At 51.3% G+C, this 24,910-nt stretch carries 23 protein-coding genes; 6 read left to right on the top strand and 17 right to left on the bottom strand.

The genetic code is table 11. From position 1 onward, the window contains the following. Positions 1 to 122: 122 nt before the first annotated feature. Both EGT51_RS11020 and EGT51_RS11015 read left to right on the top strand, forming a co-directional pair. Positions 123 to 599, top strand: coding sequence for a PH domain-containing protein (locus EGT51_RS11020; RefSeq protein ID WP_135368757.1), 477 nt, complete (start codon positions 123 to 125; stop codon positions 597 to 599). Continuing rightward, positions 586 to 2,034, top strand: a complete 1,449-nt coding sequence (locus EGT51_RS11015; RefSeq protein WP_135368756.1) for a PH domain-containing protein — start codon at positions 586 to 588, stop codon at positions 2,032 to 2,034. Before EGT51_RS11020 ends, EGT51_RS11015 begins: the two co-directional genes overlap by 14 nt. A 250-nt stretch (positions 2,035 to 2,284) precedes the next feature. Here EGT51_RS11015 and EGT51_RS11010 read toward each other — a convergent pair whose 3' ends face one another. The 4 genes from EGT51_RS11010 to EGT51_RS10995 all read right to left on the bottom strand — a co-directional run bounded on the left by EGT51_RS11010 (position 2,285) and on the right by EGT51_RS10995 (position 5,928). Then, positions 2,285 to 3,232, bottom strand: coding sequence for an ABC transporter permease (locus EGT51_RS11010; RefSeq protein WP_135368755.1), 948 nt, complete (start codon positions 3,230 to 3,232; stop codon positions 2,285 to 2,287). 12 nt (positions 3,233 to 3,244) lie between these two features. Continuing rightward, the gene (locus tag EGT51_RS11005; protein ID WP_135368754.1) at positions 3,245 to 4,138 is read right to left on the bottom strand and encodes an ATP-binding cassette domain-containing protein; all 894 of its coding nucleotides are present in this window, start codon (positions 4,136 to 4,138) and stop codon (positions 3,245 to 3,247) included. Next, the gene (locus EGT51_RS11000) at positions 4,135 to 4,506 is read right to left on the bottom strand and encodes a GntR family transcriptional regulator (protein ID WP_125576482.1); all 372 of its coding nucleotides are present in this window, start codon (positions 4,504 to 4,506) and stop codon (positions 4,135 to 4,137) included. The genes EGT51_RS11005 and EGT51_RS11000 overlap by 4 nt, the downstream gene beginning before the upstream one ends. Positions 4,507 to 5,190: 684 nt before the next feature. Beyond that, the gene (locus EGT51_RS10995; protein ID WP_135368753.1) at positions 5,191 to 5,928 is read right to left on the bottom strand and encodes a DUF975 family protein; all 738 of its coding nucleotides are present in this window, start codon (positions 5,926 to 5,928) and stop codon (positions 5,191 to 5,193) included. Between the two features lie 318 nt (positions 5,929 to 6,246). Between EGT51_RS10995 and EGT51_RS10990 the strand changes: the two genes are divergently transcribed. After that, entirely contained in the window at positions 6,247 to 7,971 is a 1,725-nt protein-coding gene (locus EGT51_RS10990) for an aryl-sulfate sulfotransferase (RefSeq protein WP_135368752.1), read from the top strand. Between the two features lie 243 nt (positions 7,972 to 8,214). Here EGT51_RS10990 and EGT51_RS10985 read toward each other — a convergent pair whose 3' ends face one another. From EGT51_RS10985 to EGT51_RS10945, 9 genes are all read right to left on the bottom strand, one after another. After that, entirely contained in the window at positions 8,215 to 8,424 is a 210-nt protein-coding gene (locus tag EGT51_RS10985) for a hypothetical protein (protein WP_135368751.1), read from the bottom strand. Between the two features lie 171 nt (positions 8,425 to 8,595). Beyond that, complete coding sequence (citG, locus tag EGT51_RS10980) at positions 8,596 to 9,465, bottom strand: triphosphoribosyl-dephospho-CoA synthase CitG (RefSeq protein WP_225428729.1); 870 nt, start codon at positions 9,463 to 9,465, stop codon at positions 8,596 to 8,598. A gap of 7 nt (positions 9,466 to 9,472) precedes the next feature. Next, entirely contained in the window at positions 9,473 to 10,021 is a 549-nt protein-coding gene (citX, locus tag EGT51_RS10975) for a citrate lyase holo-[acyl-carrier protein] synthase (RefSeq protein WP_225428728.1), read from the bottom strand. Positions 10,022 to 10,147: 126 nt separating this feature from the next. Then, positions 10,148 to 11,686 carry a citrate lyase subunit alpha gene (citF, locus tag EGT51_RS10970; protein WP_135368749.1) on the bottom strand — a complete coding sequence of 513 codons (1,539 nt, stop codon included), beginning with the start codon at positions 11,684 to 11,686 and terminating at the stop codon, positions 10,148 to 10,150. Then, positions 11,676 to 12,590, bottom strand: coding sequence for a citrate (pro-3S)-lyase subunit beta (gene citE, locus EGT51_RS10965; RefSeq protein WP_135368748.1), 915 nt, complete (start codon positions 12,588 to 12,590; stop codon positions 11,676 to 11,678). Before citE ends, citF begins: the two co-directional genes overlap by 11 nt. Continuing rightward, the gene (gene citD / locus EGT51_RS10960; RefSeq protein WP_135368747.1) at positions 12,590 to 12,883 is read right to left on the bottom strand and encodes a citrate lyase acyl carrier protein; all 294 of its coding nucleotides are present in this window, start codon (positions 12,881 to 12,883) and stop codon (positions 12,590 to 12,592) included. Before citD ends, citE begins: the two co-directional genes overlap by 1 nt. Next, the gene (gene citC / locus EGT51_RS10955) at positions 12,873 to 13,943 is read right to left on the bottom strand and encodes a [citrate (pro-3S)-lyase] ligase (protein ID WP_135368746.1); all 1,071 of its coding nucleotides are present in this window, start codon (positions 13,941 to 13,943) and stop codon (positions 12,873 to 12,875) included. Before citC ends, citD begins: the two co-directional genes overlap by 11 nt. A gap of 61 nt (positions 13,944 to 14,004) precedes the next feature. Beyond that, entirely contained in the window at positions 14,005 to 14,985 is a 981-nt protein-coding gene (locus EGT51_RS10950; RefSeq protein WP_135368745.1) for an AEC family transporter, read from the bottom strand. A 27-nt stretch (positions 14,986 to 15,012) separates the two neighbouring features. Beyond that, positions 15,013 to 16,155 carry an NAD(P)-dependent malic enzyme gene (locus EGT51_RS10945; RefSeq protein WP_225428726.1) on the bottom strand — a complete coding sequence of 381 codons (1,143 nt, stop codon included), beginning with the start codon at positions 16,153 to 16,155 and terminating at the stop codon, positions 15,013 to 15,015. Between the two features lie 441 nt (positions 16,156 to 16,596). Here EGT51_RS10945 and EGT51_RS10940 point away from each other — a divergent pair, with 441 nt between their 5' ends. Then, positions 16,597 to 17,550 (top strand): sugar-binding transcriptional regulator, encoded by a 954-nt coding sequence (locus EGT51_RS10940; protein ID WP_135368744.1) that lies wholly within the window; start codon positions 16,597 to 16,599, stop codon positions 17,548 to 17,550. 79 nt (positions 17,551 to 17,629) lie between these two features. Here EGT51_RS10940 and EGT51_RS10935 read toward each other — a convergent pair whose 3' ends face one another. Then, entirely contained in the window at positions 17,630 to 18,415 is a 786-nt protein-coding gene (locus tag EGT51_RS10935) for an alpha/beta fold hydrolase (RefSeq protein ID WP_135368743.1), read from the bottom strand. Positions 18,416 to 18,830: 415 nt separating this feature from the next. On the opposite strand from EGT51_RS10935, the gene EGT51_RS10930 reads away from it, so the two are divergent. Beyond that, positions 18,831 to 19,772 carry a nucleoside hydrolase gene (locus tag EGT51_RS10930; protein ID WP_135368742.1) on the top strand — a complete coding sequence of 314 codons (942 nt, stop codon included), beginning with the start codon at positions 18,831 to 18,833 and terminating at the stop codon, positions 19,770 to 19,772. 78 nt (positions 19,773 to 19,850) lie between these two features. Continuing rightward, positions 19,851 to 20,780: a DMT family transporter gene (locus tag EGT51_RS10925; protein WP_135368741.1), complete on the top strand. Its 930-nt coding sequence runs from the start codon at positions 19,851 to 19,853 to the stop codon at positions 20,778 to 20,780. A 95-nt stretch (positions 20,781 to 20,875) separates the two neighbouring features. Here the strand turns inward: EGT51_RS10925 and EGT51_RS10920 are convergent, their stop codons facing one another. The 3 genes from EGT51_RS10920 to EGT51_RS10910 all read right to left on the bottom strand — a co-directional run bounded on the left by EGT51_RS10920 (position 20,876) and on the right by EGT51_RS10910 (position 24,203). Beyond that, positions 20,876 to 21,157 (bottom strand): type II toxin-antitoxin system RelB/DinJ family antitoxin, encoded by a 282-nt coding sequence (locus EGT51_RS10920; protein WP_135368740.1) that lies wholly within the window; start codon positions 21,155 to 21,157, stop codon positions 20,876 to 20,878. Positions 21,158 to 21,578: 421 nt separating this feature from the next. Further along, positions 21,579 to 23,210, bottom strand: coding sequence for an ABC-F family ATP-binding cassette domain-containing protein (locus EGT51_RS10915; protein ID WP_135368739.1), 1,632 nt, complete (start codon positions 23,208 to 23,210; stop codon positions 21,579 to 21,581). Positions 23,211 to 23,342: 132 nt separating this feature from the next. After that, positions 23,343 to 24,203: an AraC family transcriptional regulator gene (locus EGT51_RS10910; RefSeq protein WP_135368738.1), complete on the bottom strand. Its 861-nt coding sequence runs from the start codon at positions 24,201 to 24,203 to the stop codon at positions 23,343 to 23,345. Between the last annotated feature and the right edge of the window lie 707 nt (positions 24,204 to 24,910).

Here is a 24,910-nt window from a genome sequence, read left to right as displayed (position 1 = left end):
GTCTGATGGGACTAACCGTTGACGCCGATTTTGGTTAAGTACCTAACTGTTTTCACCCAACCATTGTCAAGGATTCACCGGCCTGCTACACTTAGACTACCACTCAAGGGAGGAGTTATTTCATGCCATCAACCAACCATCAATTACCACCCCGCATTAAGCGCATCTGGGGCATTAGCGCCCTGGGCAGCCTGGGCGCCCTGCTGGTCATCAGCGGCTTGCTCTGGCTGACGCACCATTACTGGGATTGGTCCATTTGGATCACCGTCTTTGCCCTGATTCTCACGGTCATCGAGCCGCTCATCGAAGCCGCCCTGATCCCGTACCGCTACCGGTTCACCCGCTATCACATCACGGACCTGGCGGTGGAAATGCAAGCTGGGTTCATTTTCCAAAAACGCGTCGCCATCCCGATTGCCCGGGTGCAAAACGTCACGTTAAACGCCGGCCCGCTGCTGCAGTGGCAAAAATTGACCAAGGTCTCGATTGCGACCGCATCCACTAGCCACGACATCGAAGGGCTAGAACTCCCCGAAGCTGAGCGCCTCCGTGAACAAATCATGCGGTTGGCGCAGGAGGCGCGCCATGACCAAGCCTAAACGCACGCATCCATTGGGCCTGCTCCAACACATCGCCAAATCCATCAAGGACTACTGGTTTTTACTGATTCTGGTATTCACCAATCACGACCACACCTCGATTTGGTTCTGGGGCATTATGATTATTTTAATCATCGCCTTCTTCGTTTGGCCACTCGCCAAATGGCTGACGTTGACCTACGTGGTCGCGCCCGACGCGGTGGTGGTCCACTCCGGCGTCTTCGTGCGGCACCACGAGCACATCCCCTACGCCCGCATCCAAACGGTCCAATCTAAGCAGTGGTTCTACCTGCGCCCGTTTAAGCTAGAAGAGGTCCTGATCGAAACGGCCAGTCACAGCGACAGCGCCCCGGAAGCCCGGTTGGCCGCGGTCCCCATCACGGTGGCTCAACAGATCAACCACTACCGGCAGGCCCCGGCGGCAACGTCCGCCCCAGACCCGACGACCGACGACGCAACCCCCACCACCGCACCAGCGGCCGTCACTGACACCCCGGCTGCGTATTATCAAATCAATTACCGGGACCTGGTCAAATTCGGCCTGACCTCGCTGATCTTCATTCCGTTTCTATTGGTCCTATTAGGCCTATACGACAAGGTTCCCCGCAACGTGACTGACGCGTTAGTCAACGATGCCAGTCACTTGGGACTGACCTTGTTGATTGGCGGGGCCATCGTCATCATCTTGATTGCCTGGCTGGGCGCTTTTCTGTGGACCCTGACGCGCTACTACCATTTCGAACTGTCCCGTGCCGGCCACCAACTGGTCACGGCCAAGGGATTGTTCCAACGCAACACGGTCACGGCGCCGCTCGACCGCTTACAGGGGGTCCGGATCAAGCAAAATATCCTCCGGCAATGGCTGCGACTCCAAACCGTGCAAGTTCTCGTGGCCTCCAAGGCCGCCAGCGATGACGACGACAACGACCTGGTCGTGATGCCGGTGATCGACAACGCCATCGTCTACGACACCATGCAGCCGTTTATTCAGTGGCTACCGGACCACCAACCGGACCTGTCCGCCCTGCACGTCGCCCGCAGTTGGTATCAAATTCGCAATACCATGCTGGTCGTCGCGGTGCCCATCGCCCTGTTGTGGTGGGTATGGCCCAGTTGGGGCTGGATCAGCCTGCTGCTTTTGCCGATTGCCGCGCTACAGGGTCGCTTTGCCGCTAAGAATACGGCCGGCGCCCGATTATCCCCACAGCTATTGGCGTTACAGACCGGCCACTTCTGGGAACGAGAACTGTACTACATTCCCACCGAAAAGATTCAGTCGATGAAACTGACCCGGTCGATTTGGATGAAACGCACGCACCTGGCCCACCTGGTAGTCAACATCCGCCACGGCAACCACAACCAGGCCATCGAGCTGCGCTACCTCCACGCCGACGCGGCCCACGCCATTTACGACTGGTACTTGCACCGGACTTGACCTTAGGCGCCAGCTGGCTGACGAGACTGTCGTTGCGGTGGCCCAGCCGCAACTTAACTGGTAACGGAAGAATAGCCGCTCCAGCAACATTGCTAAAATCAAATTCAACAAAAAATGGTGTTCCCAACTGTCTTGACAGTCAGGAACACCATTTTCATTTGCCAGTAGCGTTCCCCAACGCCACTGGTCACTCCCCTTGGTAATCCGTGGACTACCCGTTGTGCGTTTGAACCCTACGCCGACTTACTCTCTAGCCTTCGCGTTGTGAGCGCCACCGATGCCACTTGGCCATGATGCCGGGCCGCCAGAGCCAGAAATACCCGAAGGCGGCGGAGACCAAGAAGCTGATGATAGTGCTGTACGTATCCGTCCCGTTGAACCCGTTGATGCCGGTCACGTACACGACGAACACGATGTAAACGGGCACGCGCAAACCTGGGAACAGCAGATATTCGCCATTGTGTTCCAGCGAGAGGTGCTGATACAGGTACGCGCCCCAGATGAATAGGATCAGGGCCGCCATGACCCAGGACCCGGCAGATAGCCAAGCCACTTGGGCGCCGCTTAAGTTCCATCCCAGACCACCGTTGCTATCCAGTTGTTCAAAGATAGCGGCCACGCCGGACAGTGACAGGGTGAACCCAATGAGGGTCACGACTAAGGCGCCGGTCTGCCCCACGATCAGGGCCGCAAACCAACACATCGCAAACATCCCCAGTGAGCCGGCCAAGCCATAGCCCCACGAGGTAATCAGTCCCGGCCAGGCGAGATGAAACCCGATTCTGGCCGGAAGACTGACCCAAAAAATACCATACTGCACGGCCAGCGTCAAGCTGACAATGACCAGCATTGCCAGGAGGCCCTGCCACAACTTGGTCCAATAGACCCGCTGACGGGAAAAGCCGCTACTGAATAAGAATTGATTAAAGTTATCCGTCAGGTCCTGATTCATTAACACCAGGCCGAGAAGCCAGGCCACAATCAACAACCAAAAGGAATACGCCGGAAAGTTGCTGGTATTATACACTTCCCAGTGATTGATGCTGGCCTTCACCAATTCATAGTGTCCCTGCGTCTGGTTCAATCCGTGCAGGGTGATCAGGTCATTAGCCACCGCGACCAGCATAGAAAGGAGCCCCGCCAGCACAAACGTCCGGCGGTGTCGTCGCCAGATTAATTTCGTTACTTGATTTTGCAAAGTCCCTACCCCCTACTTGAGTAATTGATAGCCTGTATCGTGCGCCAAGTTCGCTCGGAACAGGTCTTCGAGTGTCAACGGCAATTCTTCCAACAAGACGGGATGCAGTGCCCGCAACTGCTGGTCGATGGCGTCGGTGTAGTCCGTGATGACGACCACCAACACGCGTCCGGAAACGCGAATCAGGTGGCTGTGTTCCTTGAGCACCGCCGGAATTGTCTTGTCCGGCAAGACCAGCTGAATCTTCTTGGCCGTTTCCCGGATGGCTTCCAGATTGTAATCGTGAGCCAGTTGACTGTCCTTGAGCAACAAGACACGGTCGCTCAGGCCGTCCAGCTCGTTTAAATCATGCGAGGAAATCAAGAACCCCTTGCGCTGATCGGCCACCTCATCAATCACCATGGTCGCAATATTTTCGCGCACGATCACGTCCAGCCCGTCAAAGGGTTCGTCCAAAATGAGGTACGTCGCGTTAGACGTCAACGCCAAAATGATGTTGACCATCGCCCGCATCCCCTTGGATAACCGCCGGTACTGGTCGCCAGCGTTCAGGTCAAAATGCCGTAACAGCTCGCCGTACCGTTGCCGGTCGAATTTGGGATACACCAGGCTGTAGAAATCTGGCAGTTCCTTTAAACTATAATTGCTCAAAAAATTGTACTGCGTGTCTAAGAAGAAAATCTCGCGTTGCCGCGTGGGCGCCTGCTGGATGGGGTGGTCATCCACCAACACCTGTCCCGCATCGGCCACGTAATGGTTGACCATCGTCCGAAACAAGGTGGTCTTACCGACGCCGTTTCTGCCGACCAAGCCAATGATTTCGCCCGGTGCCCAGTTAAAGGTCACGTCCGAAATGATTTGGTGTTTATTGATTTGCTTGCTTAATTGCTTCACCTGTAAGGTCACTGCTCTACCCCCTCATATGCCTGTTTGATCCAACTCACGACCTCGTCCAGGGGCACCCCCAGGTAGCGAATCTCCGTGAGTAACGTTAAAAGTTGTTTTTTACTGGCGACCACTTGGGCCGAATCTCCCGGCGCCGTTGCGGTTTCGCGGACATACGTGCCCTTACCGTGAACGGTGGTGATCACCTGTTGTGTTTCCAATTGCTTGTAAGCCTTGCTGACCGTGTTGGGGTTCAGCTGCTCTTGCCGCGCCATATCGCGGACCGACGGCAACCGGTCCCCCGGCTTCAAAATGCCCTGGACGATCTGTTGCTTGACCCGCCAAACCAGCTGTTCGTAGTACGGCAGGCTGGAGTCATTCATTTGCATATTTGGTTCACCCCTTGGTGTTTGGCTACGTGTCCTGTGTGTACTATTATACCTAGTACACTCGATTTGGCAAGCTTTTTTCGCTGCTGGTTTAACGAATGGCCTTGATTTAATGGCTAAACCTTGTGTTAGCATGTGACTCATGGCGTTAAATTCGGTTGTTGACCGCTTCATAGTTAATACTGATCGCCTACCGTTCGCCAAATATGGGTTGGAACGCTGGGGCGGACGGGTCGAGCCAAAGGACGGTCTCGACGCCTCGCTTTGAGCCGAAGGACACGTCTCAAAGACGCCAGTTCCCTAAGCGGCATGGCCCACGCCGCTAAGAGAACTCCCACGGCTGAACCCATATTTGGCGAGCTCTCGGCTACAGAGGTGGTTATCAATAACAATTGGTTTAACCCTTGGTAGCAATTAATTTATCAGCTACATGCAATGTTCCCGATAGCCGTCAACTTGCCAAAATCAGCCGGAGGAAGTTGTTCCCTAAAATAGCCAGAATTCCAGCTGATACCGGCGCCTAGTTTCACCAATCCTAGTGGACACAACCCCACCACTCCGGGAATCAACACGTTAATTTCACCCCGGGTAGGCGACCAGGTTGACCATACGTAACTGCAACCCACCAATCCCCATCACTAACCAAAAAAGACCTGCCCGCGGCAAGTCTTTTCACGATCGTCATTAATTTTCAGACTCATGGCCAGGCGCTGTAAACTGTGTGCCGCCCGGAACGTCTTGTTCCCGCACGACCAGCTGGTTGTAGAACTTGGCCCGCGTGAGGTCGTAGTACGGATTGACAAACAGACCGGCGATATTGAACGTTATGGCCTCCACCATGAACCAGAGGATGAAGCTCAAGTCCATGATGAACAGAAACGCCTTGTTGCCGTCCATTAATTTTCGCGATGCCGTGATGGCCTCTAACGCCGTCATTTTTTCACCGCGGTCGACCGCATCCCGGTAAATGTAGAAGGCTTGCGAATAGGCGTAGGCCTTGATGATCCCTGGGAAAACGAACAGCAGTGACCACAGCGCCACGAAAATCCCCGTCAGAATGCTGATGAAGATCCACCCCAGGAAGTACTGGCCCTTGTCAAAGAGCGCAAATGACCGCTGAATCGGGTTGTCGGCTTCGATCTTGCCCCGGTCCAGGTCGATCATGGTCAAGCGAACCCCCATCCGCAACATGCTGGCCACCAAAAAGAACAACCCAGCAAACGAGAAGAAGCCATTCCAGCCAACCGTAGCGCTGCCATCGCTTAAGACGCGTTCGGCCCAGTTCAGGTCACGGGCATACATGCTCCCGCCGATCCACTGCATCGCCATCCATAAAATTGATAGTAGTAGGTAGAATTTAAAATTGTTGGAAACCTGTTGTTTGGCCCCTAATTTAAAGTTCACCCGATCTTGCTTATCCATACGTACTCCTCCCGACAGGCAGCGCCCATCTCATCTTGATAGGAACAGTATACAAGATTTCGGCCCCTGACGATAGGGTGGTGCACAATTAACTTTACTTAACCCATTGCCCCTTAAAAGAACAGGCCTTCATCTGGATTATCGAAACGCGCAATCCGTAGCCACTGGTGGAGGTGCTGTTTTCATCCCCCGCCTACCGTCCCCGGGAAAAAGCCGTCACACGGGGGTCCGGTTGAATTTTTATAAAATAATTGCTAAAATGGCAAGAGCATTTACTCGTGATTAACACGGAAAATATTTGAGGAGTTTTTACATATCATGAAAAAGTTTTGGAAGATTACGCTGGGCGTACTGGTCGTGCTAGTGATTGGCGGCGGAGCGACCGCCTACCATGAGCGGCACAACGTTCGGCGGCTTTTGTTGGTCCATCAACATTATGCCAAGAAAAACATTCTGTCGACCAACCAAATCAAGCTCAATTTGCGGCCGGCCGTATCGACCAAGAACACGACGGCCACCAACAAGCTTAACGCAGCCTACCGTGAGGACCTGCGCCACGTCAAGCCAGGCATCACGCACGCCAAGGTCATCGTCAATCCTTATAAAACTTCGCCACTATCTGGGCTGATCTTGGTCAAGACGGCCGCGGCGACCAAGGTCAAGCTGACCGTTCACGGCGATACGCCGAAGACGACGTTGACCAAACACGTGGCTGGCTACCGGACCGCCCATTCGATTGGGGTCCTCGGCCTGTACGCCAACCGGACCAATCGGGTCACGCTGACGTTTACCCAGAAAAATGGCCATAAGAGCTACGCCACCTACACCCTGAAAACGGGCAAGGCGCCACACGGCATCGGCAAGAACACGCTCAAGACCAGCCACCCCAAGAAGATGGCACTGGGTAAGGGTAATAACTGGTTGACGTTTGCCGTCTCCAGTCAGGGCACCACGTATGGCTTGGACGCCCGCGGTCAGGTCCGCTGGTATAGCACCAACCCCATTTCCCACGTGTTCAAACGCCTGGCCAACAACCACCTGTTGATTCTGACCAAGATTTCGGCTAGCGAGCATAAATACAACGCGCTCCGGGAGACCGACTTTTACGGTCGCGTTTACCGCCAGTACAATTTCGAAGGCCAATTTCCGACGCGCCAGGACCACAGTAAGTTAGCGACCAACACGGTGATTCACCACGACGCCATCCAGCTGCCCAACCGCAACCTGCTCTTGACGGTCGACGACGGCAGCAGTAAGTACGTGGAAGACACCATGATTGAGATCGACTACAAGACGGCCAAAATCGTCAAGGTCATTGACCTCAAGCGTATTTTGCCGAAATCGGCTTACACCAAGTACGACGGGACGCACCGGGCCGACGGGAAGATCGACTGGTTCCACCAAAACTCGATGGTCTACGATCCCCAACGCGACGAGCTGATCGTTTCCGGGCGTAATCAGGATATGATCTTTGCCATCAATTACAAGACGACCAAACTGCAGTGGATCTTAGCCGCGCCGGAAAAGCTGCCGCAACGCTACCAGGCCTACCTGCTGCAGCCCACGACCAAGCATTTCCGCTACAGCGGGGGCCAACACGCCGTCAACATCATTCACAAGCGCAAGAACAAGGGCGAATCGATTGCCCTGGAGTTCTATGACAACAACGTGCCGGTCACGCGGGGCAAGACCAAGCAATCCAAGAAATGGTCGGCCGGGGAAATCGTGTCCATCGACCAACTGAAGTACACGGTCACCAAGACCTGGAGCTTCGGGAAATCCCTGGGCCAACGCAACTTCACCAACATCGTCGGCAGTAGTTACGCTGTCGGTCGCCACAACACGCTGATTGGCTTTGGTTACGCCAGCAACGGGAAACGCAGCGAGTTCGTCGAGGTCAACCGCAAGACCAACCAAATCGTCTTTGACGTCGACCGGACCCACTTCAAGCACGGCGACTGGAGCTACCGGGCCCAACGAATGGCATTGTATCCGGGTAGCGCTACCGTTAAGTTAAACGAAATCAAGCCTGCCATGAAATAAAGTAAAATGAGCGTGGGCCCAAAGGCGATTAGCCGGCGAGCGTTAAGGCGGCTAACCGAATAATCCTGGGTTTGGATTATTTGGTTAGTCGTTTTAAGCGGAACCGGCTGCCTTTTGGCGCACGTTTCAGCTATGTAAAGGCAAAGCGAACGAGCCTGGGAATTTTTTCCCAGGCTCGTTTTTATTTGCATTTTAATGGGTCGGCTCCCACCCGCAACGTCTCACGGGGCGCTACTGACGGGGCTAGTTGCTACTGCTGCTTTGACTTGGCATGCCACTCGGGGCGCCAGCTGGCCGTTTCCCCTTCGGCGCGTTTTTCAGTTGCGTGGGTTGCGCGGACTTGGCCTGTTGCTGGCCGAGCATGTACCCCGTCCCCCCGCCACCGGCGAAGAGCAAGATGCCGGCGGTCAGCAGGGCTAGCCAATGTTTCGGACCTTGACGGACTGGTTTCACCTGACACTCATCCTTTCTGTTAACTGCTTGGTGGTTAACTTAGGCTTTAGTATACGTGGAGTTTCTTAATTCTGGCTAAACGGGGGGCAACCTAGCATCACACTGGCAACCTACCGTCCGCCAAAAATGGGCCTGGAGAATTTCCCCAGACCCACTCAAAAACGTATTAGGCTATAGATTGAAACTATCGTTTTGAATAATACCTTCTCTTAACCCTAAAAAGGCCGTCAATATCAGCAAGTCAGCAGATCCTCCCAGGCTCAAATTATCTCGCTCAAAAATACGATTAAGCTCAAGCAACTTCTCCCAGCCAGCTGGTGTTTTACTCCCGCCATTTGCTAGATAGGCTTGTGCTTGTGCATGAGCCCAGGGAATGATTTCGGCATTGCCAGCGCGCTTCACCAAATTAGTATCTGTAGTATTCGCAACAATTGTGAGCAAGGTATCCAAGAGTCGCTGATTGAGTGTCCCCGTGCTTTGTCGCAAGGCAGGCAGAGCAATATTAAACGTCGTGGGGTACCCAGCTTCTGCTTCCCCCCGAATACCAGTAATGCCGTCACGCAAGTATAGTTTTTCTCCAGCCGTTAACTGGTCACGCGACTTTTCGGCTAAACCATCGAAGTCGTGTGCCGTCAAGCCATGGAGCATTGTCTGAACAGTTGACCGTAACTCAACCCCTTGCTTATCCGCATAAGCACTTGCGGTGACCAAAATTCCCAAAGAAAAGATGGCACCCTTGTGGGTATTCACATTATTGGTAGCGGTCCGCATGGTTTGCTCCGCACGAACGCCCAGCGGCCGAATTTGCTGAAATAACTCGGTCAGCTCATCCCCGTCAAAGGCTAGCCCCATTGCGACACACTTTTCAAAATAAGGAAGTAGACTAAGCGCACTGTCAATAAAGGTGAATACCGTCATATCAGGATGCGGTCCCTGCGAAGCTGGATCTACCAAGCCGGGCTTTGGTGTCACTGACACCTCGTACAGCATTGCCCGAACAGCATCCATTGCTAAAGTTGAAGTGGTCTTAGTCGTTGTCACGTGTTGTCTACTCCTTTGTGGTCAATGTCTTTTGGTATAAGTCAGAAATATAGTTCTGTAACTCGACGACAGTATGGCGCCGGGAACGGGCACACTCCTTGGCGGGACGATTACAGATAAAACAGCGCCGGACGTCTGCACCAAGCTCTGTCCGTGACCAAGAGTGGCCCGTTCCATCCAGGACGTCCACATCAAAGATTCTGCCTAAAGGAGAGCTATCTTCAAAACTGGCCGCAACTCGTTTCACAGTTCGTGCTGATATTGGTGTCTGTAAGAAGAGCTCATTACCGGTGACGCCCTGCCAATGGGCTAATTGCTGAACCACGATATTCTCCTTCTTTAACAACGCCGAAAGGACTTGAATGCCCTGTTCAAACAGGAACGTGATGGCTTCGTTATTCTTAATGGGGCCAGGAATATTTAACTTAATTGACAGTAAAGTCCGGTCTGGAGCAACCCGCAACGCTTGTTGTTGAAAAGCCGCTCGCCGATCTTTATTAGCAAGAACCGTTGCAATATCAACTCGCGTACCCGTTTTAAAAATATCTACTGTCATCACTGATTCCTCCTTAAAAGTGCCATTCATTATCATTGACCGCAACGTAATAGCAATTAGCCACTACGGCAGTACAGTCGCAGTGGCTAATTACTAATCTAACACGCTTGTTACCTAATCAGTCTTTTAGTCCTTAACTTCTTTGACCGTATCGATGATTGAACCATCGCGGTATTCGATCAAGGCAACAGTCCGGTCCGTAAATTCAAGCGGTTTTGGCTTGCCAACGCGCTTTTCAGCCATCTTTTGCAAGTCTTCAATCTTGTAAACTGGTAAGCCAGGAATATTGCCCAGAGCTGAGATTAAGTCAGTCCGCTTCGGGTTAATAGCAATTCCAAATTCAGTAACCAGAACATCAACGGAGTCTCCTGGCGTAACAACGGTCGTTACATCAGGGACAACCGTTGCAATCCGGCCCCGAACCAACGGCGCAGAGATGATGGTCAATTTCCCAGTAGCGGCATCTTGGTGACCACCAATTGCCCCACGGATAACACCATCCGAACCGGTCATGACGTTGACGTTAAACTTCGTATCAATTTCCAAGGCACTCAAGATGACCACGTCCAATTGGTCAACCATAGCACCCTTGTTGTCTGGATCGGCGTACCAAGAAGCATCAATTTCTTGTTGATTGCCGCTGGTGTGCATTGAATCAGCAGCGCCCTTGTCAAAGTCCTGAACATCCATTACCTTTTTAACCAATCCTTCGTTGAGCAAATCAGTCGTTGGTTTGGTAATACCACCTAAAGCAAAGGAAGCCTTGATTTGGTTATCAATCATTGCTTGACGCAGGTAGCGGGTAACGGCCAATGCGGCACCACCGGAACCAGTTTGGAACGAGAAACCATCTTTGAAGTAAGGCGAATGGGTAATGACATCATTAACCATTGAAGCAATCTTCAATTCCTTAGGGTCTTTGGTAAACCGAGTAGCACCAGAACCAATCTTGTCAGGATCGCCGACCTTGTCGACCTTAACCACGTAATCCACTTGCGTTTGCTTGATAGAAGCTGGTGTGTTCGGGTAATCGACGATGTTATCAGTCAGCAAGACAACCTTATCAGCGTATTGGGCGTCCATCAAGGCGTACCCTAATGAACCAAAGACCGCGTTGCCTTCCATCCCGTTGGCATTGCCTAAACGGTCAGCATTTGGCACACCCAAAAAGGCAACGTCAATCTTGATATCACCATGTTCGATAGCCCGGGCCCGGTTCCCGTGAGAACGGAAAATAACGGGGTTCTTTAACCCACCATGGGAAACAAAATCACCTAAAGAACCACGCATACCAGAACTGGTAATGTTCGTAATGGTACCGGCCTTAATAGCTTCGATGACCATATCATTCATGACACCTGTCAATGAAGATGGTGCCAAAGTCAGGTTCTTGATCCCGGCATCAATGATGACTCGCATCACTTGGTTAAAGACAAAGTCACCGTTCCGGAAGTGGTGGTGGAACGAAATGGTCATACCATCCTTGACCGTATCTGCAACAACTTGCTTGATTGAGCTGACAATCTTGTCATCCCCCGTTGAAACGTGGACCTTAGGCGCAACTCGTTGAACATCTGGGTTGCCAATTTCAGTCGTTTCGAATGGCTTGTAATCAAGCTTTTTCATTAAATCATCTGGTAATTCACGATTTACTTTACTTTTCAAGATAATTGCCCTCCTCATCAACTAAGTGAGACGCAGTAGCTAACTTCATTACCCGCTGTGCCCGTAAAACAACTGGCCGGTCAACCATTTGACCATTCATTGAGATAACACCAGAACCCTTTAACTTAGCCTCTTGAATAGCGTTAATGACATTCTTGGCATTCTTAATTTCAGCTTCCGTTGGTTCGTAGACCTTATTGACCATTGGAATCTGACGAGGGTTAACCAATGACTTACCGTCGAACCCAAGTTGGTGAATGTATTCCGTTTCGCGGTAGAAGCCTTCCGTATCATCCATGTTGGTGAAAACAGTATCAAAGGCTGCCACACCAGCAGCCCGAGCCGCATGCAAGACCATGTTCCGAGCAAATTCCAGTTCACGGCCATCAGGATAACGGTGCGTCTTCATGTCTGTCGTGTAATCTTCAGCAGACAAGGCAATCCCAATCATCCGATCAGAAGCAGCGGCGATATCGGCAGCTCTGAGCACACCCTTGGCACTTTCAATAGCGGCCATCAAGTGCGTTGACCCAGCTTCACGACCAAATTCCTTTTCAGCAGCAGCGATGTCAGCTTCCAGCTTTTCGACCATTTCTGGTGATTCTGCCTTTGGCAAACGGATAACATCGATACCGGCCTTGACCATGGCCTTCACATCGTTGTCATAAAATGGCGTATCCTGGCCATTGACTCGAACAACCAGTTCGGCATCTCCGTAGTCTTGCGTTTGTAAGGCTTCATAGACCAATAGACGAGCAGCATCCTTTTCTGGCAAGGACACAGAGTCTTCCAAGTCAAACATAATGGAGTCGGCACCATAGATACCAGCGTCTTTGACCATTGCCGGGTTATTCCCTGGAACAAACATCATCGTTCGCCGTAAACGTTCTTCATTCTCAGCCATTAGAGCACCTCCCATGCTGGTGTGTCAGTTGTTTCAGCAGCTCGTTGAACGGCCGCAACCGTCCGGGCTTTGATGACACAATCCAGTGCACCTTTGTCAACAGCTTTGACCTTTGCAGCCGTAACATCCAGGGACTTCAAGGTTTCTTTGATCACTGCCTCGATCTGATCACCAAACACTTTTTTAACATCTGACTGTAGGTCGATGGTAATGCCACTGTCGGCCCGAGAAATCGTAAGCTGAATGTCAGAAGATTCCAAGGTTCCGGCAATCGCTGTTTTCTTAATTTCCATTAATGTTCATTCCTTTCTGAATTCTAGCTTGTAACGTTGCTAAATTTTGTTGAATAAAATCCGCTGTATTTGCAGGTAACCAATCTAAAACACTAGCAGCCTGGTTCTCAGCAATGGCTTGGCGGACCCGCGTCGCCGTGATGACCTGATCACCATGGGTCAGTCGCGAAATCACCTTGACGTCAACGGACGGTGGTAGCTCCGCTTGTAGGACTTGGTTATAAATACCGGTCGTTCTAGAAATCGGTTCACTCCCCAAGTAACGGGTTTGAATCTGGAGTGCTGGTGCAATTTGATCTCGGAATAGCCGCGCATCCAGAGTCGTTTGGAACTGAATGGCTTCGTCCGCAGTCGGTAGGAAATAGGCCGGAAATGTCACATAGCTAACCATGTACTGATCACCAGTGACAACCACGACATTTTTTAGGTCCTGGGTTCCCTGCTTAACCAATGCTAACCGTTCCGCCGTCGTAAAGAGCGAGACATCATCACTGACCACGAAGACGTAGACTAATTCATTTTCCTGAGCCGCTTGTTCCACTAAGTAACGGTGGCCCAATGTAAATGGATTAGCGTTCATCACGATGGCCCCAACCCGTTTAGCCGGAAGCAAACGTCGTTCGGTTGCTACTTTTTCTACGCGACGGACATAGTCGTTCACATCCGTATCCCCCGTCTCAAGGATGGCTCCCAGATCGGTCTGAGCTAACTCATGGAAACCGACATGCTGGAAACTCGCTGAGTATTTAACCTTAGTGAAGACAAAGAGGTGAAAGATTCCACGCTGAGCCAGCAAGTTCATTAAGGCTGAGACGATTGAATTAAAATGGCTACCTTGCGTAGAAAATTTATTGCAAACACCCACGTACTTCAAAACGTTTCCCGCCACAGAACCAGTCGCAATTAGGCTCCCCTGTTCGTTGTACATGCCTAAAGTCGTGTCGATCTGTTGCAACTCATTTTCCTGAAAGTTTGTAATTCCTAAAGACTCTAGAAACTCTCGCCATTCCTTGAAAACAGCTACGTCAGTTAAATTCAAAGTCTGTACTGCTTGTTCGATTGGTAATCTCCCCCTTCCCTTGATTGCTTTTTAATGTTTCAATTCGGTCAGCGTCACCCAACTAAAGGTTTTGAATAACCATGATAATTGGTACCACGACAATAAAGAGAACCGACGTGGAAACCACAATGTTCGTTGCAAACTTAACATCACCATGGTACGTATTCGCCAAGATTGGCAAAACGGCCAATGACGGCGTGGCAGCTTGGATGATCAAGGTTTGCTGGAAGACATCGTTCATGTGAACCCCAATGTGTAAGCCACAGAAAATAATAATAGCCATGATAATTGGTGAAATGACGAATCGTCCTAACAATGTGCAAATCACGTTGCCGTCGAAGCGCATGTTGAGAATCCCAAAACGCTTCAGCATAATCCCAATATAAATCAACGACAGCGGTGTTACCAGTGCCCCAATATCCGTTAAGGCAGTCGTAGCAAAAGTCAATTTCATCAAGCCATTTTCCCAGCCAGGAATATAGATGAACGGTAACGCGATAATGAAGCCCCACAATGGCGTTGGAATCAAATGATGCCAGTCAAAGTTTGCTTTGCTACCACCATCACGGTCAACTGTCGGGTCATCCCCAGCAATTACCCAAACACCTAAGGTCCAAATAATAACCGTGTTTACAATATAATACGTCAGTAAGTAAGGTACTGAAATTTGCCCAAACAGCGCAACGTTCAGTGGCATCCCAATGAAGACCGTGTTAGCACCGTTAATCGCCGTCATCATTAATCCACGACGACCACGTGGAACCTTAACGACTCGAACAAAAATCCAAGCAACCACATAACCCACTAAGATAGAAATTACTGTGTAGATAACACCCATGGACAACGTCGCTAATTTAGTAGGATTGAAGTATTTCATCATTGCCATGAAAATTGAAGCTGGCAAGGCAATCTTCATAATCAGCTTGGACAAAGAACCTGAAAACTTTTCGTCAAACCAGCCCTTTTGCTGGCCGTAGTAACCAACTGCAATCATCAAAACAATTGCAAGAACACTTTGAATTGAAGTTAAAAATATACTCATGAGGTCTAAACTTCCTTTATCACTAAATTATTTAGCGGCTGCCATGATGGCTTTGGTGACTGTGGCAACGACACCCTCATCAAAGACGCCTGGCACGATTCGTTCTGCGGTTGGTGCTGGTACTAAGCTAGCTAATGCCTTAGCGGCCGTGGCTTCAATATCCAGATCAACTCGTTTCAATCCGCTTCGCAGTAAACCTTTGAACAGTCCAGGGAATACCAGAATGTTGTTGACTTGGTTGGCATACTGGCTGGAACCAGTGGCAATCACTGCAGCACCCGCATCGTGGGCAACTTGTGGATCAATTTCTGGCTTAGGGTTAGCCAAGGCAAAGATAATTGGATTTTGGGCCATGCGCTTAACCTGACTAGCAGATAACACATTGGCATCAGATAAACCGATAAAGACATCCTGATCATCAATCACATCGTCCAACGTACTGCCGTTGACGTCTAAACCAATCTCTTTGGCCAAACCAGTTTGGTATGCGTTGTATCCAGTGGAATCTGGCTTAACGACACCATCAATATCAACCAAGGTAATGTTCTTCATGCCAACTCCGTTCAGTAACTTGGCAGTGGCAACACCAGAAGCACCGACACCATTCAAGACAACCTTTAAGTCCTTCAAGGGTTTATTGACCACTTTGGCTGCGTTGATCAATCCGGCGAGAACGACGATTGCGGTGCCTTCTTGATCATCGTGGTAAACCGGAATATTTAATTGGTCTGCCAACTGTTCTTCAATTTCAAAACAACGTGGTGCGGCAATGTCTTCCAAATGAATCCCAGCAAATGAGAGTGATAAATTCTTGATGGACTTAACAAAGTCGGGTACTGGTACTTGATCGACTGCCAATGGCAAAGCATTTACCCCAGCTAAATCCTTGTAGAGCAATGCCTTCCCTTCTACGACGGGCAAGCCACCGGCAGGGCCAATGTTGCCTAAGCCCAAAACGGCTGAACCGTCCGTGACTACGGCGACTAGCTTGCCACTCATTGTCAATTTATCTTTCAATTCCGGATCATGTTCAATAGCCTTGGAAATCTGTGCAACACCTGGCGTATAAGCTTTTCCCAAATCCGTCTTATTGTTGACGGCCATCTCAGCGCCAATCTCGAGTACCCCAGTATTTTCCTCATGGAGTTCAACGATTTCATCTTTATCCAATTCGGTTCATTCCTTCCTGTTGCCAACATCATGATGTTTATTTTAAAAATATCGTGCACCTTTTAACAGGTTCCATCTTACACGCTTTTTTAAATTTTGCAAATATTTATTTTATTTTTTAAATATTTAAAACAAGTTATTTAAAATTGCTAAATGTTCAGTTATAATTTTAAACAAGCAACTTAAAAATTCACTGGACAATTATCGTTAAAGCGATTACATCTACAGCTTACCGGTGGTGTCGATTGAAAACCAATTCACAACCGTGTATAGTCCTTGGTATTTTCTCCACCAATCTGTTCGGTCCCCATTGAGAGACATCAGCCGGAGCGGGCTTAGACAAATTGACACTAACGTTTAACAACGCTTAGATGACAACGGATTAATTGTTAAAATGTTATACTTATCTTGAACATGAATTCATAGCGGAGGATTACTCATATGGAGAAGAATTTGACTCACGAAGAGCTGCTAGTCTTGATTGCACAAGACTACTATTACAGTAATCTTGCCATCTCAGATATTGCTCGCAAATACAGTTTGAGCCGATACCTCATCACTAAGGACCTGGATGAGGCCTTAAAATCTGGGATTGTTTCCATCCAGATCAATGCACCTGTTTCCCGCAATTTCCAGCTTGAAACACAATTTAAAAAAGTCTTTGGGATTCCGCACATTGCCATCTTACGGGGGGATGGTAACTCCGATACGAACGCTAATAATATCGTGACGTACGCCGCCGAACGCATTGAGCAACTGATCTCTGCAAGCCAAGTAGTCGGCCTAGCTTGGGGGAGCACCGTTCACAGCATCATTGAGCATTTCAATTCAGAGTTGCAAGAAGACCTGACTTTCACACAATTTGTTGGCGAAAACATGAAATACAATTCGCGGGCTGGATCAACTCGAATGGTTGAGCACGCCGCTTCGCGTTTTGAAGCCGACTATGTCACTCTACCAGCACCGCTTTATGTCACTAACAAGACTGTCCGAGAACTGCTACCGCAAGAACCCGCCCTACAAAAAACAATGACTATCGCTTCCCGAATGGACTTTCTGTTCTGCGGCGTAGGGACGATTTCATCAATAGACTCCATTCCTACCTGGAAAAACGTTAAAGACCAAATTTTCCCAGGCGTTGATACCAGTCAGATTGCCGGAATGTTGTTCGGCCGACCTTACGACATTCAGGGAAATTTCCTAATTCCTCAGGAAGATACCGTTGTCGGCATTCCATTAGAAAAAGTCTTGGCGACTCCCCGACGCTTCGCAGTAATCAAAAGCAAGTTTAAGACTTACGCGGCGTTAGGTGCTTTACGCGGTAAATTAATCACAGATCTCGTCATCGACGAGGGAATTGCGCAACGGATTTTAACGGCTAACAATGAAATTTAACGTGCCCAATAAAAAATACAGGTCAAATTCTCGGTTGAGAATTTGACCTGTATTCTTTATTTATTTACCCAATCCGCCGCTAATCCAGCGTCTTCAAGAAAGCCAACAAAATCTGATTAAACTGCGCTGGCTGTTCGGCCATGACGATATGTCCGGCATCCGGCACGATTTTGGCCGTGCCGTGGTGCGCTAGCTTGGCTGCGATGGCCGCAAACTCGGGGTTAAAGAACGGCGACTTGCCACCGGCGATGATTAGAAATGGCGCCTGCAGATGCAACAAGACGTCGCGCCAATCCTGGGCGGCGTGGTCGATCATCAATGGGTAATTCAATGCCGCATCGTACGGGTGGGTTTGTTTTTCCGCGTGAATTTGCGCGTAAACGCCGTCATCGATCCGGCCCGCAGTGGACTTGCCCATTGGCTCGGCCAATAACTGGGGGAAGTTATCCCAGGTCAACTGCTTAAACCCGTATGGCCAGCCGGCTTCGGCCACCATCTTCGGGCTCTGATCCACGTCGATGACGGCCTTGACGTGGGCCTCGCCAAACAGGGACAAGTAGGCAAAGAACGTCGCCGCTCCCAAGGAGTTGCCCAACAAAATGGCCTGGTCGACCTTAAGCGCCGCCAACAATTCCGCGACGTCCATCGCGTGTCGCGTGATGCGCCGGCCCTGGACGGTTTGGTCCGAGGCCCCCTGATTGCGAGCATCAATATTAATAACGCGATAACCGGCCGCTACCAGCACGGGCACCTGGGCCGCCCAAATCTTGCGGCTACCGCCGATCCCCGTCAGGATGACGATGGGCGTGCCACTCCCCTGATCATCATAGACAATGTTCACGCCATCATTGGTTTTGAAATTCATGTTGCCGCCCCTCTCGCTAATTTAATCTTAGCTTACGCCGAGGTGGGGCTGAACGTCAATAGCGGCGCGGTCAGGGGGCGGTCGCCAGCCGGGGCCACCTGCTCATGGGGTAAAACGGTTTAAAGTTCGTGTTTTACCGTTTTGGTATCACTCAGCACATCCACCGGATATTACAAATTTTATGTAAGCTCTTTATCAAAAAATCAACTATCGCCTATCGTTCATATTAGTAAACAGGTTGATGTATCAGCGATTTCTTATTAAATCCTTTTACCCTAAAACACAATTTTAACTCACAATTCTTGTCTAAAAATCTTTTCACTCACCCCTTGCATTCACTTGTCAAATTCGGTAAGATATGAACTATCAAATCAGATATTTTGGAAAATGTTCGGTATAAGAGGAGAGATTATTCATGCGTAATGTGTACTTTAACCACGACGGTAGCGTCGATGACTTAGTTTCTTTACTGTTACTGCTTCAGATGCCCGACGTCCGGTTGACCGGCGTTGGCGTGGTTGGTGCGGATTCCTATTTGGAACCAGCGCTGGCCGCTAGCCGTAAGATCATCGACCGGTTCGGCCACGGCGCCCAGCTGGACGTCGCCGCTTCCGATTCGCGCGGCGTGCATCCTTTTCCCAAGGAGTGGCGCCTGGACGCCTTTAGTTTAGACGCCCTGCCGATTCTCAACGAAGCCGGCACCATCACCACGCCCGTTGCGGAAAAGCCGGCACACCTGGACCTCATCGACAAGGTGACTCACACCGACGGCCCCACCACACTGGTCATGACTGGCCCACTCACCGACCTGGCCCGAGCCTTGACCGTCGACCCCAGCATCACCGCTAAGATCGACAAGCTCTACTGGATGGGCGGCACCTTTGACGGCCGCGGTAACGTCGCCGAACCGGAACAAGACGGCACGACCGAATGGAACGCCTTTTGGGACCCCGAGGCCGTCAAGACCGTTTGGGACAGCGATTTGGCCATTCAAATGGTCGGCTTGGAAAGTACCCGGCAGGTGCCATTGACGCCGGCAGTTCGCCAACATTGGGCCACCCAACGGCAACACCCGGCCATCGACTTCATCGGCCAGGGGTACGCCTTAGTGCCAGCTCTCCAGCACTTTGAAACCAACTCGACGTACTTCCTCTGGGACGTGCTCACGACGGTCGCCAGTGAAACCCCGGCCATCGTCACGACCAAGCAGGTCACCAGCGACGTCTTGACCACGGGACCAGGCCGCGGCCGCACCTTTGAAACGCCGACCGGCCGGCCCATCACGCTGGTCACCACGGTCGATCACGACGGTTTCTTCCAACGCATCGATGAACTGGCGATTTTAGCCGACAAATAAGCTATACTTAGAGGGAACCTTCGTGGCGCCCTCTTTTTTGGGGCACGACGATCACCCCATCTGCGAGGAGGAACTGCCATGCTGCCCATCACCATCGGAATCGTTATTGGTATCATTCTTTCGTTACAAACGGCCGTCAATTCACGGCTACGCGGCTTTATCGGCTCACCTTATCAAGCGTCATTCGTCTCATTTACCATCGGCACCCTGTTTTTAGCCATCGTCATGTGCGTTCAACGTGAATCCTTTGGCATCACCCCCACCACCCTGACGACTCAGCCCTGGTGGATCTGGATTGGTGGGCTGCTGGGCGTGATTTTTCTCACGACCAACATCTTGTTGTTCCCGCACATCGGCGGCGTGCAAACGGCCATCATGCCCATCTTGGGGCAGGTGCTCATGGGGTCGGTCATCGACAATTTCGGCTGGTTTCACTCAGCGCAACAACCGCTAACAGCGGTGCGCGTGCTCGGGTTACTTCTGGCCTTGACCGGCATCATCATCACCGTGGCCCTGCCAGATTTATTGGCCCATCGACCGGCGACCGCCACTACCGGCAACCCCTGGCCCTGGCGTCTGCTGGGCATCGTGACCGGGGCCTTGGGCGCCACGCAGACCACCATCAACGGCCGACTGGGGCTGGTCCTTCACTCGCCGTTGCACGCTGCCTTCATTTCCTTTCTGATTGGAACGCTGGGCCTCCTCATTATTGTGATCGTCGTCCACCGGAGCTTCAAGGAGATCAAACGCGCAGTCGGCCGCGGCAAGCCGTGGTGGATCTGGCTAGGCGGTGCCATGGGCGGACTCTTCGTTTTGGGCAACGCCTACCTGGCGCCCATCATCGGCACGGGCCAGACCGTGGTATTTGCCTTACTGGGACAAATCACCGGAGGCCTGCTGGTCGACCAGTTCGGCTTACTCGGTGCCAAACGCAAACCGGTGGTCGCCGTCCAACTGTTGGGGTTAGCGGTGTTAATTGGCGGGGTCGTCTTGATTCGGCTGTTCTAGTTTCGAATTCGGCCACCTTCCCCACGCAATCTAAATCAACGCAAAAACGGGTCCCCGCACTGGCAAACACCAATGCGGCGGACCCGTTTTAACGTTCAACGATCGGGGCAATCCGGCCACAGGGCTTCGACGGCGGCCAGCGACTGCGTATCGCCCGCCGCCTTTTCCCGCGCAATTTCTGCTCGGAATTGTTCGGGGCTCAGTTCGACATCAAAGGGCAGATCCTGGTCGCTCACCGATTGTTGTAAGAACAAGTGAATCGCGGTGGTGACGCTCATCCCGTATTTTTGGTACACCTGCGTCACGTTCTGTAGCAGTTGTGGGTCTAAATCAAGTTCCACGTGCCCTGATTGTGGGCCATTATCAACCTTGGTCATGGTTCATCCTCCTCATCATTTCTCCTAGACTATCCGCCTACAACCCCAACTTAACATGCACTTATAGGGTCACACAACCCTTATCGTTTTAGGGTCGCACGCCATTAATTCGCTCAACGTTTCGCCCTAAAAATGGCTTGGCCGTTAACGTTGTCCGCGCTGGCCGCCTTACCGTTTGTATAAACCAGTGTCTGCGGCTACCAGCCCCATCATCTTTACATAGCTGAAGCGTGCGCCCAAAGGTAGCCTGGTTCCGCTTAAAACTGCTAACCCAACAATCCAAGACCCGGATTATTCGGTTAGCAGCCTTAACGCTCGCCGGCTAATCGCCTTTTGGCCCATTCTCAGAAAAAAAGCGGTGCCCCGCCGCAACGACCGTGCTGGTCATTGTGGCGAGACACCGCCTGTCTTTTAAAGTGATTTATTCAGCGTCATACAGCTTAGCAACTTGGGCTTGGACCTGTTGATGAGCCAAGAACTCATCGTAAGTCGTGTCCGCCCGGTCAACAATGCCCTTGGGACTGACTTCGATGATGCGGTTGGCAATCGTTTGGATGAACTCGTGGTCATGGGATGTGAACAGGATACTGCCACTGAACCCGACCAGACTGTCGTTCAACGCGGTGATGGATTCCAGATCCAAATGGTTCGTGGGATCATCGAGCAACAGCACGTTGGCCTTGCTCAACATCATCTTCGACAACATTGCCCGGACCTTTTCGCCCCCGGACATAACATCGACTTCGCGGTTCACGTCGTCCCCGGAGAAGAGCATCTTCCCTAAGAAGCCGCGCAAGAAGGTGTTGTCACTTTCTTCCTTGGAGGCAAATTGCCGCAGCCAGTCGATGACCGTCATTTGATTTTCGGCAAAGTAGTCGTTGACGTTCTTCGGCAGGTAGGTCGTGCTGGTCGTTTGCCCCCAGACCACGTTACCACTATCTGGTGCCAATTCGCCGGAAACGATTTGCATCAGGGTCGTGGTCGTCAGGTCGTTGCGACTGATGAAGGCGACCTTTTCGCCCGGCCGCAGCGTCAGACTCACGTCGTTTAAAATCGTCACGCCGTCGATGGCCTTGGTCACATGTTCCAGGCGCACCAAGTCATTGCCCAATTCGCGTTCCGGATTGAACTTAATAAACGGATATTTCCGTGAGGACGGCTTGATGTCATCCAACGTGATCTTTTCCAATTGCTTCTTCCGCGACGTGGCCTGCTTGGACTTCGACGCGTTGGCACTGAACCGCGCCACGAATTCTTGCAGCTGCTTGATTTGGTCGGCCTTCTTGGCGTTGGCATTGGCCTTCAACTGCGCCGCCAACTCACTGGATTCCATCCAGAAGTCGTAGTTGCCGACGAACAGCGTGATCTTACCGAAGTCCACGTCACACATGTGCGTGCAGACCTGGTTCAAGAAGTGCCGGTCATGGGAAACGACGATGACGGTGTTTTCGTAATCCGCCAGGAAGTTTTCTAGCCAACTGATGGATTGCACGTCCAACCCGTTGGTCGGTTCGTCCAATAGCAGCACGTCGGGATGGCCGAACAGGGCTTGGCCCAAGAGGACCTTCACCTTTTGTGGCTCCGTCAGTTCGCTCATTGGCACCTGGTGGAGTGACTCGTCGATGCCCAAGGCCTGCAGCATTTGGGAGGCTTCCGCTTCGGCTTCCCAGCCGCCCATTTCGCCAAATTCGGCTTCCAGTTCAGCGGCCCGAATCCCGTCTGCGTCGCTGAAGTCTGGCTTCATGTAAATGGCGTTCTTTTCAGTCATGATATCGTAAAGCTTCTTGTGGCCCCGGATGACCGTGTCCATGACCAAGTTGTCTTCAAAGGCAAAGTGGTCCTGGTTCAAACTCGACATCCGCTCGTTGGGCCCCAATGAGACGTTGCCGCTGGTTGGCTTCAATTTGCCCTCAATGATCTTTAGGAACGTTGACTTCCCAGCGCCGTTAGCGCCAATGACCCCGTAGCAGTTTCCTGGGGTGAACTTGAGATTAACTTCGTCGTAGAGCTTCCGGTCGGAGAACTGCATACTGACATTATTGACGGTTAACATGAACGATACCTCCTGTAATTTTCGCGTAAAAAACCAACGTGTCAGGTTAACGGCGACGTTGGTTTCAACTCATATTCGTTATGACATGTTAGGGTAGTTTACCATAAAACGCCCGAACAAGCAATGATTACACTAAGTCCACGACTGCTCGGCGGCATATTTCTCCCGGTAGGTCTTGGGCGTCATCTGGTAGTGGCGTTTGAAGGTCACGAAAAAGTTCTTCTCGGTCCGAAAGCCCGTCTGCAGGGCAATCTCTTGAATCGAGGTCTTCGACGTCATCAACAGCTGCGTCGCCCGCTCCAGACGAATCTGTCCCAGGTAGGCCTTAGGCGAAATGCCCATGTATTCCTTGAAGTAGCGGGAAAAATAAACGCTGGAATAATTGAGCCGTTCCGCCATGTCGGCAATCGACACGGGTTGGCCGTAGTTGTCTTGAATCTCGGTCACGGCCTGGCGCAAAGGCTGCGGCAACGGCAATTGGTCGCTGCTAACCTGACCATTGACGGTTAAATGCTTCAGCAATTCACCCACCAATTGGTATTCCGCCCCCAGACTGGCCAGGTAATCCGCCCGGTCATCGGGCTCGGTCAGCGCATTGGTGGCCAGCGTGTGGACCGAGCGCGCCAGGTCCAAGTAAGGCGCCGAGCGCAGGTCCAGATCCAGCGGTCCCCAAAACGGCAGTTGCTTGGCTGCGACCACCTGGAACAACCAGGCTTGCGGTAACAGCAAGGTGATGATCTGATTTGTTTCGTCTAAAAAAGTCTCATAGCTGTGCACCACTTCGGAGTTCACCACGTACAGGTGCTCCTCTTCCATGTGGTAGGTCGACCCCCCAATGTGGACCGTGCCCGGATGCCCCTTATAGGCATAGGCCAATTCAATAGCCTGGTGCCAATGAGGCAAGACCATCTTCGGTCCACAGGTCCCGTGCGAAATCACGCGCAAGGGCAAGGTCATGGTAAAATTTAAACGTTCGTGATACGGCCGCGGCATGTGCGATTCCCCCATTCTGCCCGCTGCAAACAAGATAGACCAATTCCACTTACTCTTTACGACACTAGCATACCACGTTCGGTGAGAATAAGGTTAAATTTAGTAAGCCAATCATTAGATTATGGGATTATCGATTTAGGTAATCCTCGATATAATGAACTCGTAACATCGGTTGAACGACTAGCGTGATAGTACCGGCAAACCGCTTGGTGCCGCCACTTAACTGGATCGCTTAGGGGAGTGCTCCAATCGTCGTTTGACCACGAATGATTTGGGCCGTAACCAAATCATTCCTTATTGAAAACCAGACCGTAAAGTTTAGGCGTTGTGGGGGCAACGACTGAACCTATGGCACTTCCAACGTGTAGTCTGCCACAGCCCATCCTTCGGGGGAAGGTGGACTTGGCAGCTACGGATAAGTTTTGGCCATTGGAGTCTTTGGGGGAAAATAAGACCCACGCCTTGGGGGACGTGGGTCTTTTGCTGGTCTTCTTTTTGTTCTGAAGGTTGAAAGACGAAAATCAGCTGAAACTACTATTATCATGTGCCTTATAACGTCAAAGCTAGTCGTTTACAGTCTCACAGTGCGAACTGGCCGCCTACCGTTCGCCAAATATGGGTTGGAACGCTGGGGCGGATGTACTGGCCCCTGTCAAGTTGTCATTCGAAATAATATAAAATGGACGTTTACCCTAAGCGGCTTCATT

Origin of the sequence: Levilactobacillus suantsaiihabitans, assembly GCF_004745505.1 — a bacterium.
In the GTDB taxonomy this organism is placed as follows: domain Bacteria; phylum Bacillota; class Bacilli; order Lactobacillales; family Lactobacillaceae; genus Levilactobacillus; species Levilactobacillus suantsaiihabitans.
Note: the sequence above shows the minus strand (reverse complement) of the source record. Positions and strands in the feature narration are given on the sequence as shown.

Bases quoted from the DNA above. Each gene is read 5' to 3' on its own strand.
- EGT51_RS11020 (WP_135368757.1), top strand. From the start codon at position 123: ATGCCATCAACCAACCATCAATTACCACCCCGCATTAAGCGCATCTGG.
- EGT51_RS11015 (WP_135368756.1), top strand. From the start codon at position 586: ATGACCAAGCCTAAACGCACGCATCCATTGGGCCTGCTCCAACACATC.
- EGT51_RS11000 (WP_125576482.1), bottom strand. From the start codon at position 4,506: ATGCAAATGAATGACTCCAGCCTGCCGTACTACGAACAGCTGGTTTGG.
- EGT51_RS10995 (WP_135368753.1), bottom strand. From the start codon at position 5,928: ATGGATAAGCAAGATCGGGTGAACTTTAAATTAGGGGCCAAACAACAG.
- EGT51_RS10990 (WP_135368752.1), top strand. From the start codon at position 6,247: ATGAAAAAGTTTTGGAAGATTACGCTGGGCGTACTGGTCGTGCTAGTG.
- citX (WP_225428728.1), bottom strand. From the start codon at position 10,021: ATGACAGTAGATATTTTTAAAACGGGTACGCGAGTTGATATTGCAACG.
- citE (WP_135368748.1), bottom strand. From the start codon at position 12,590: ATGGCTGAGAATGAAGAACGTTTACGGCGAACGATGATGTTTGTTCCA.
- citD (WP_135368747.1), bottom strand. From the start codon at position 12,883: ATGGAAATTAAGAAAACAGCGATTGCCGGAACCTTGGAATCTTCTGAC.
- EGT51_RS10950 (WP_135368745.1), bottom strand. From the start codon at position 14,985: ATGAGTATATTTTTAACTTCAATTCAAAGTGTTCTTGCAATTGTTTTG.
- EGT51_RS10940 (WP_135368744.1), top strand. From the start codon at position 16,597: ATGGAGAAGAATTTGACTCACGAAGAGCTGCTAGTCTTGATTGCACAA.
- EGT51_RS10935 (WP_135368743.1), bottom strand. From the start codon at position 18,415: ATGAATTTCAAAACCAATGATGGCGTGAACATTGTCTATGATGATCAG.
- EGT51_RS10930 (WP_135368742.1), top strand. From the start codon at position 18,831: ATGCGTAATGTGTACTTTAACCACGACGGTAGCGTCGATGACTTAGTT.
- EGT51_RS10925 (WP_135368741.1), top strand. From the start codon at position 19,851: ATGCTGCCCATCACCATCGGAATCGTTATTGGTATCATTCTTTCGTTA.
- EGT51_RS10920 (WP_135368740.1), bottom strand. From the start codon at position 21,157: ATGACCAAGGTTGATAATGGCCCACAATCAGGGCACGTGGAACTTGAT.
- EGT51_RS10915 (WP_135368739.1), bottom strand. From the start codon at position 23,210: ATGTTAACCGTCAATAATGTCAGTATGCAGTTCTCCGACCGGAAGCTC.
- EGT51_RS10910 (WP_135368738.1), bottom strand. From the start codon at position 24,203: ATGCCGCGGCCGTATCACGAACGTTTAAATTTTACCATGACCTTGCCC.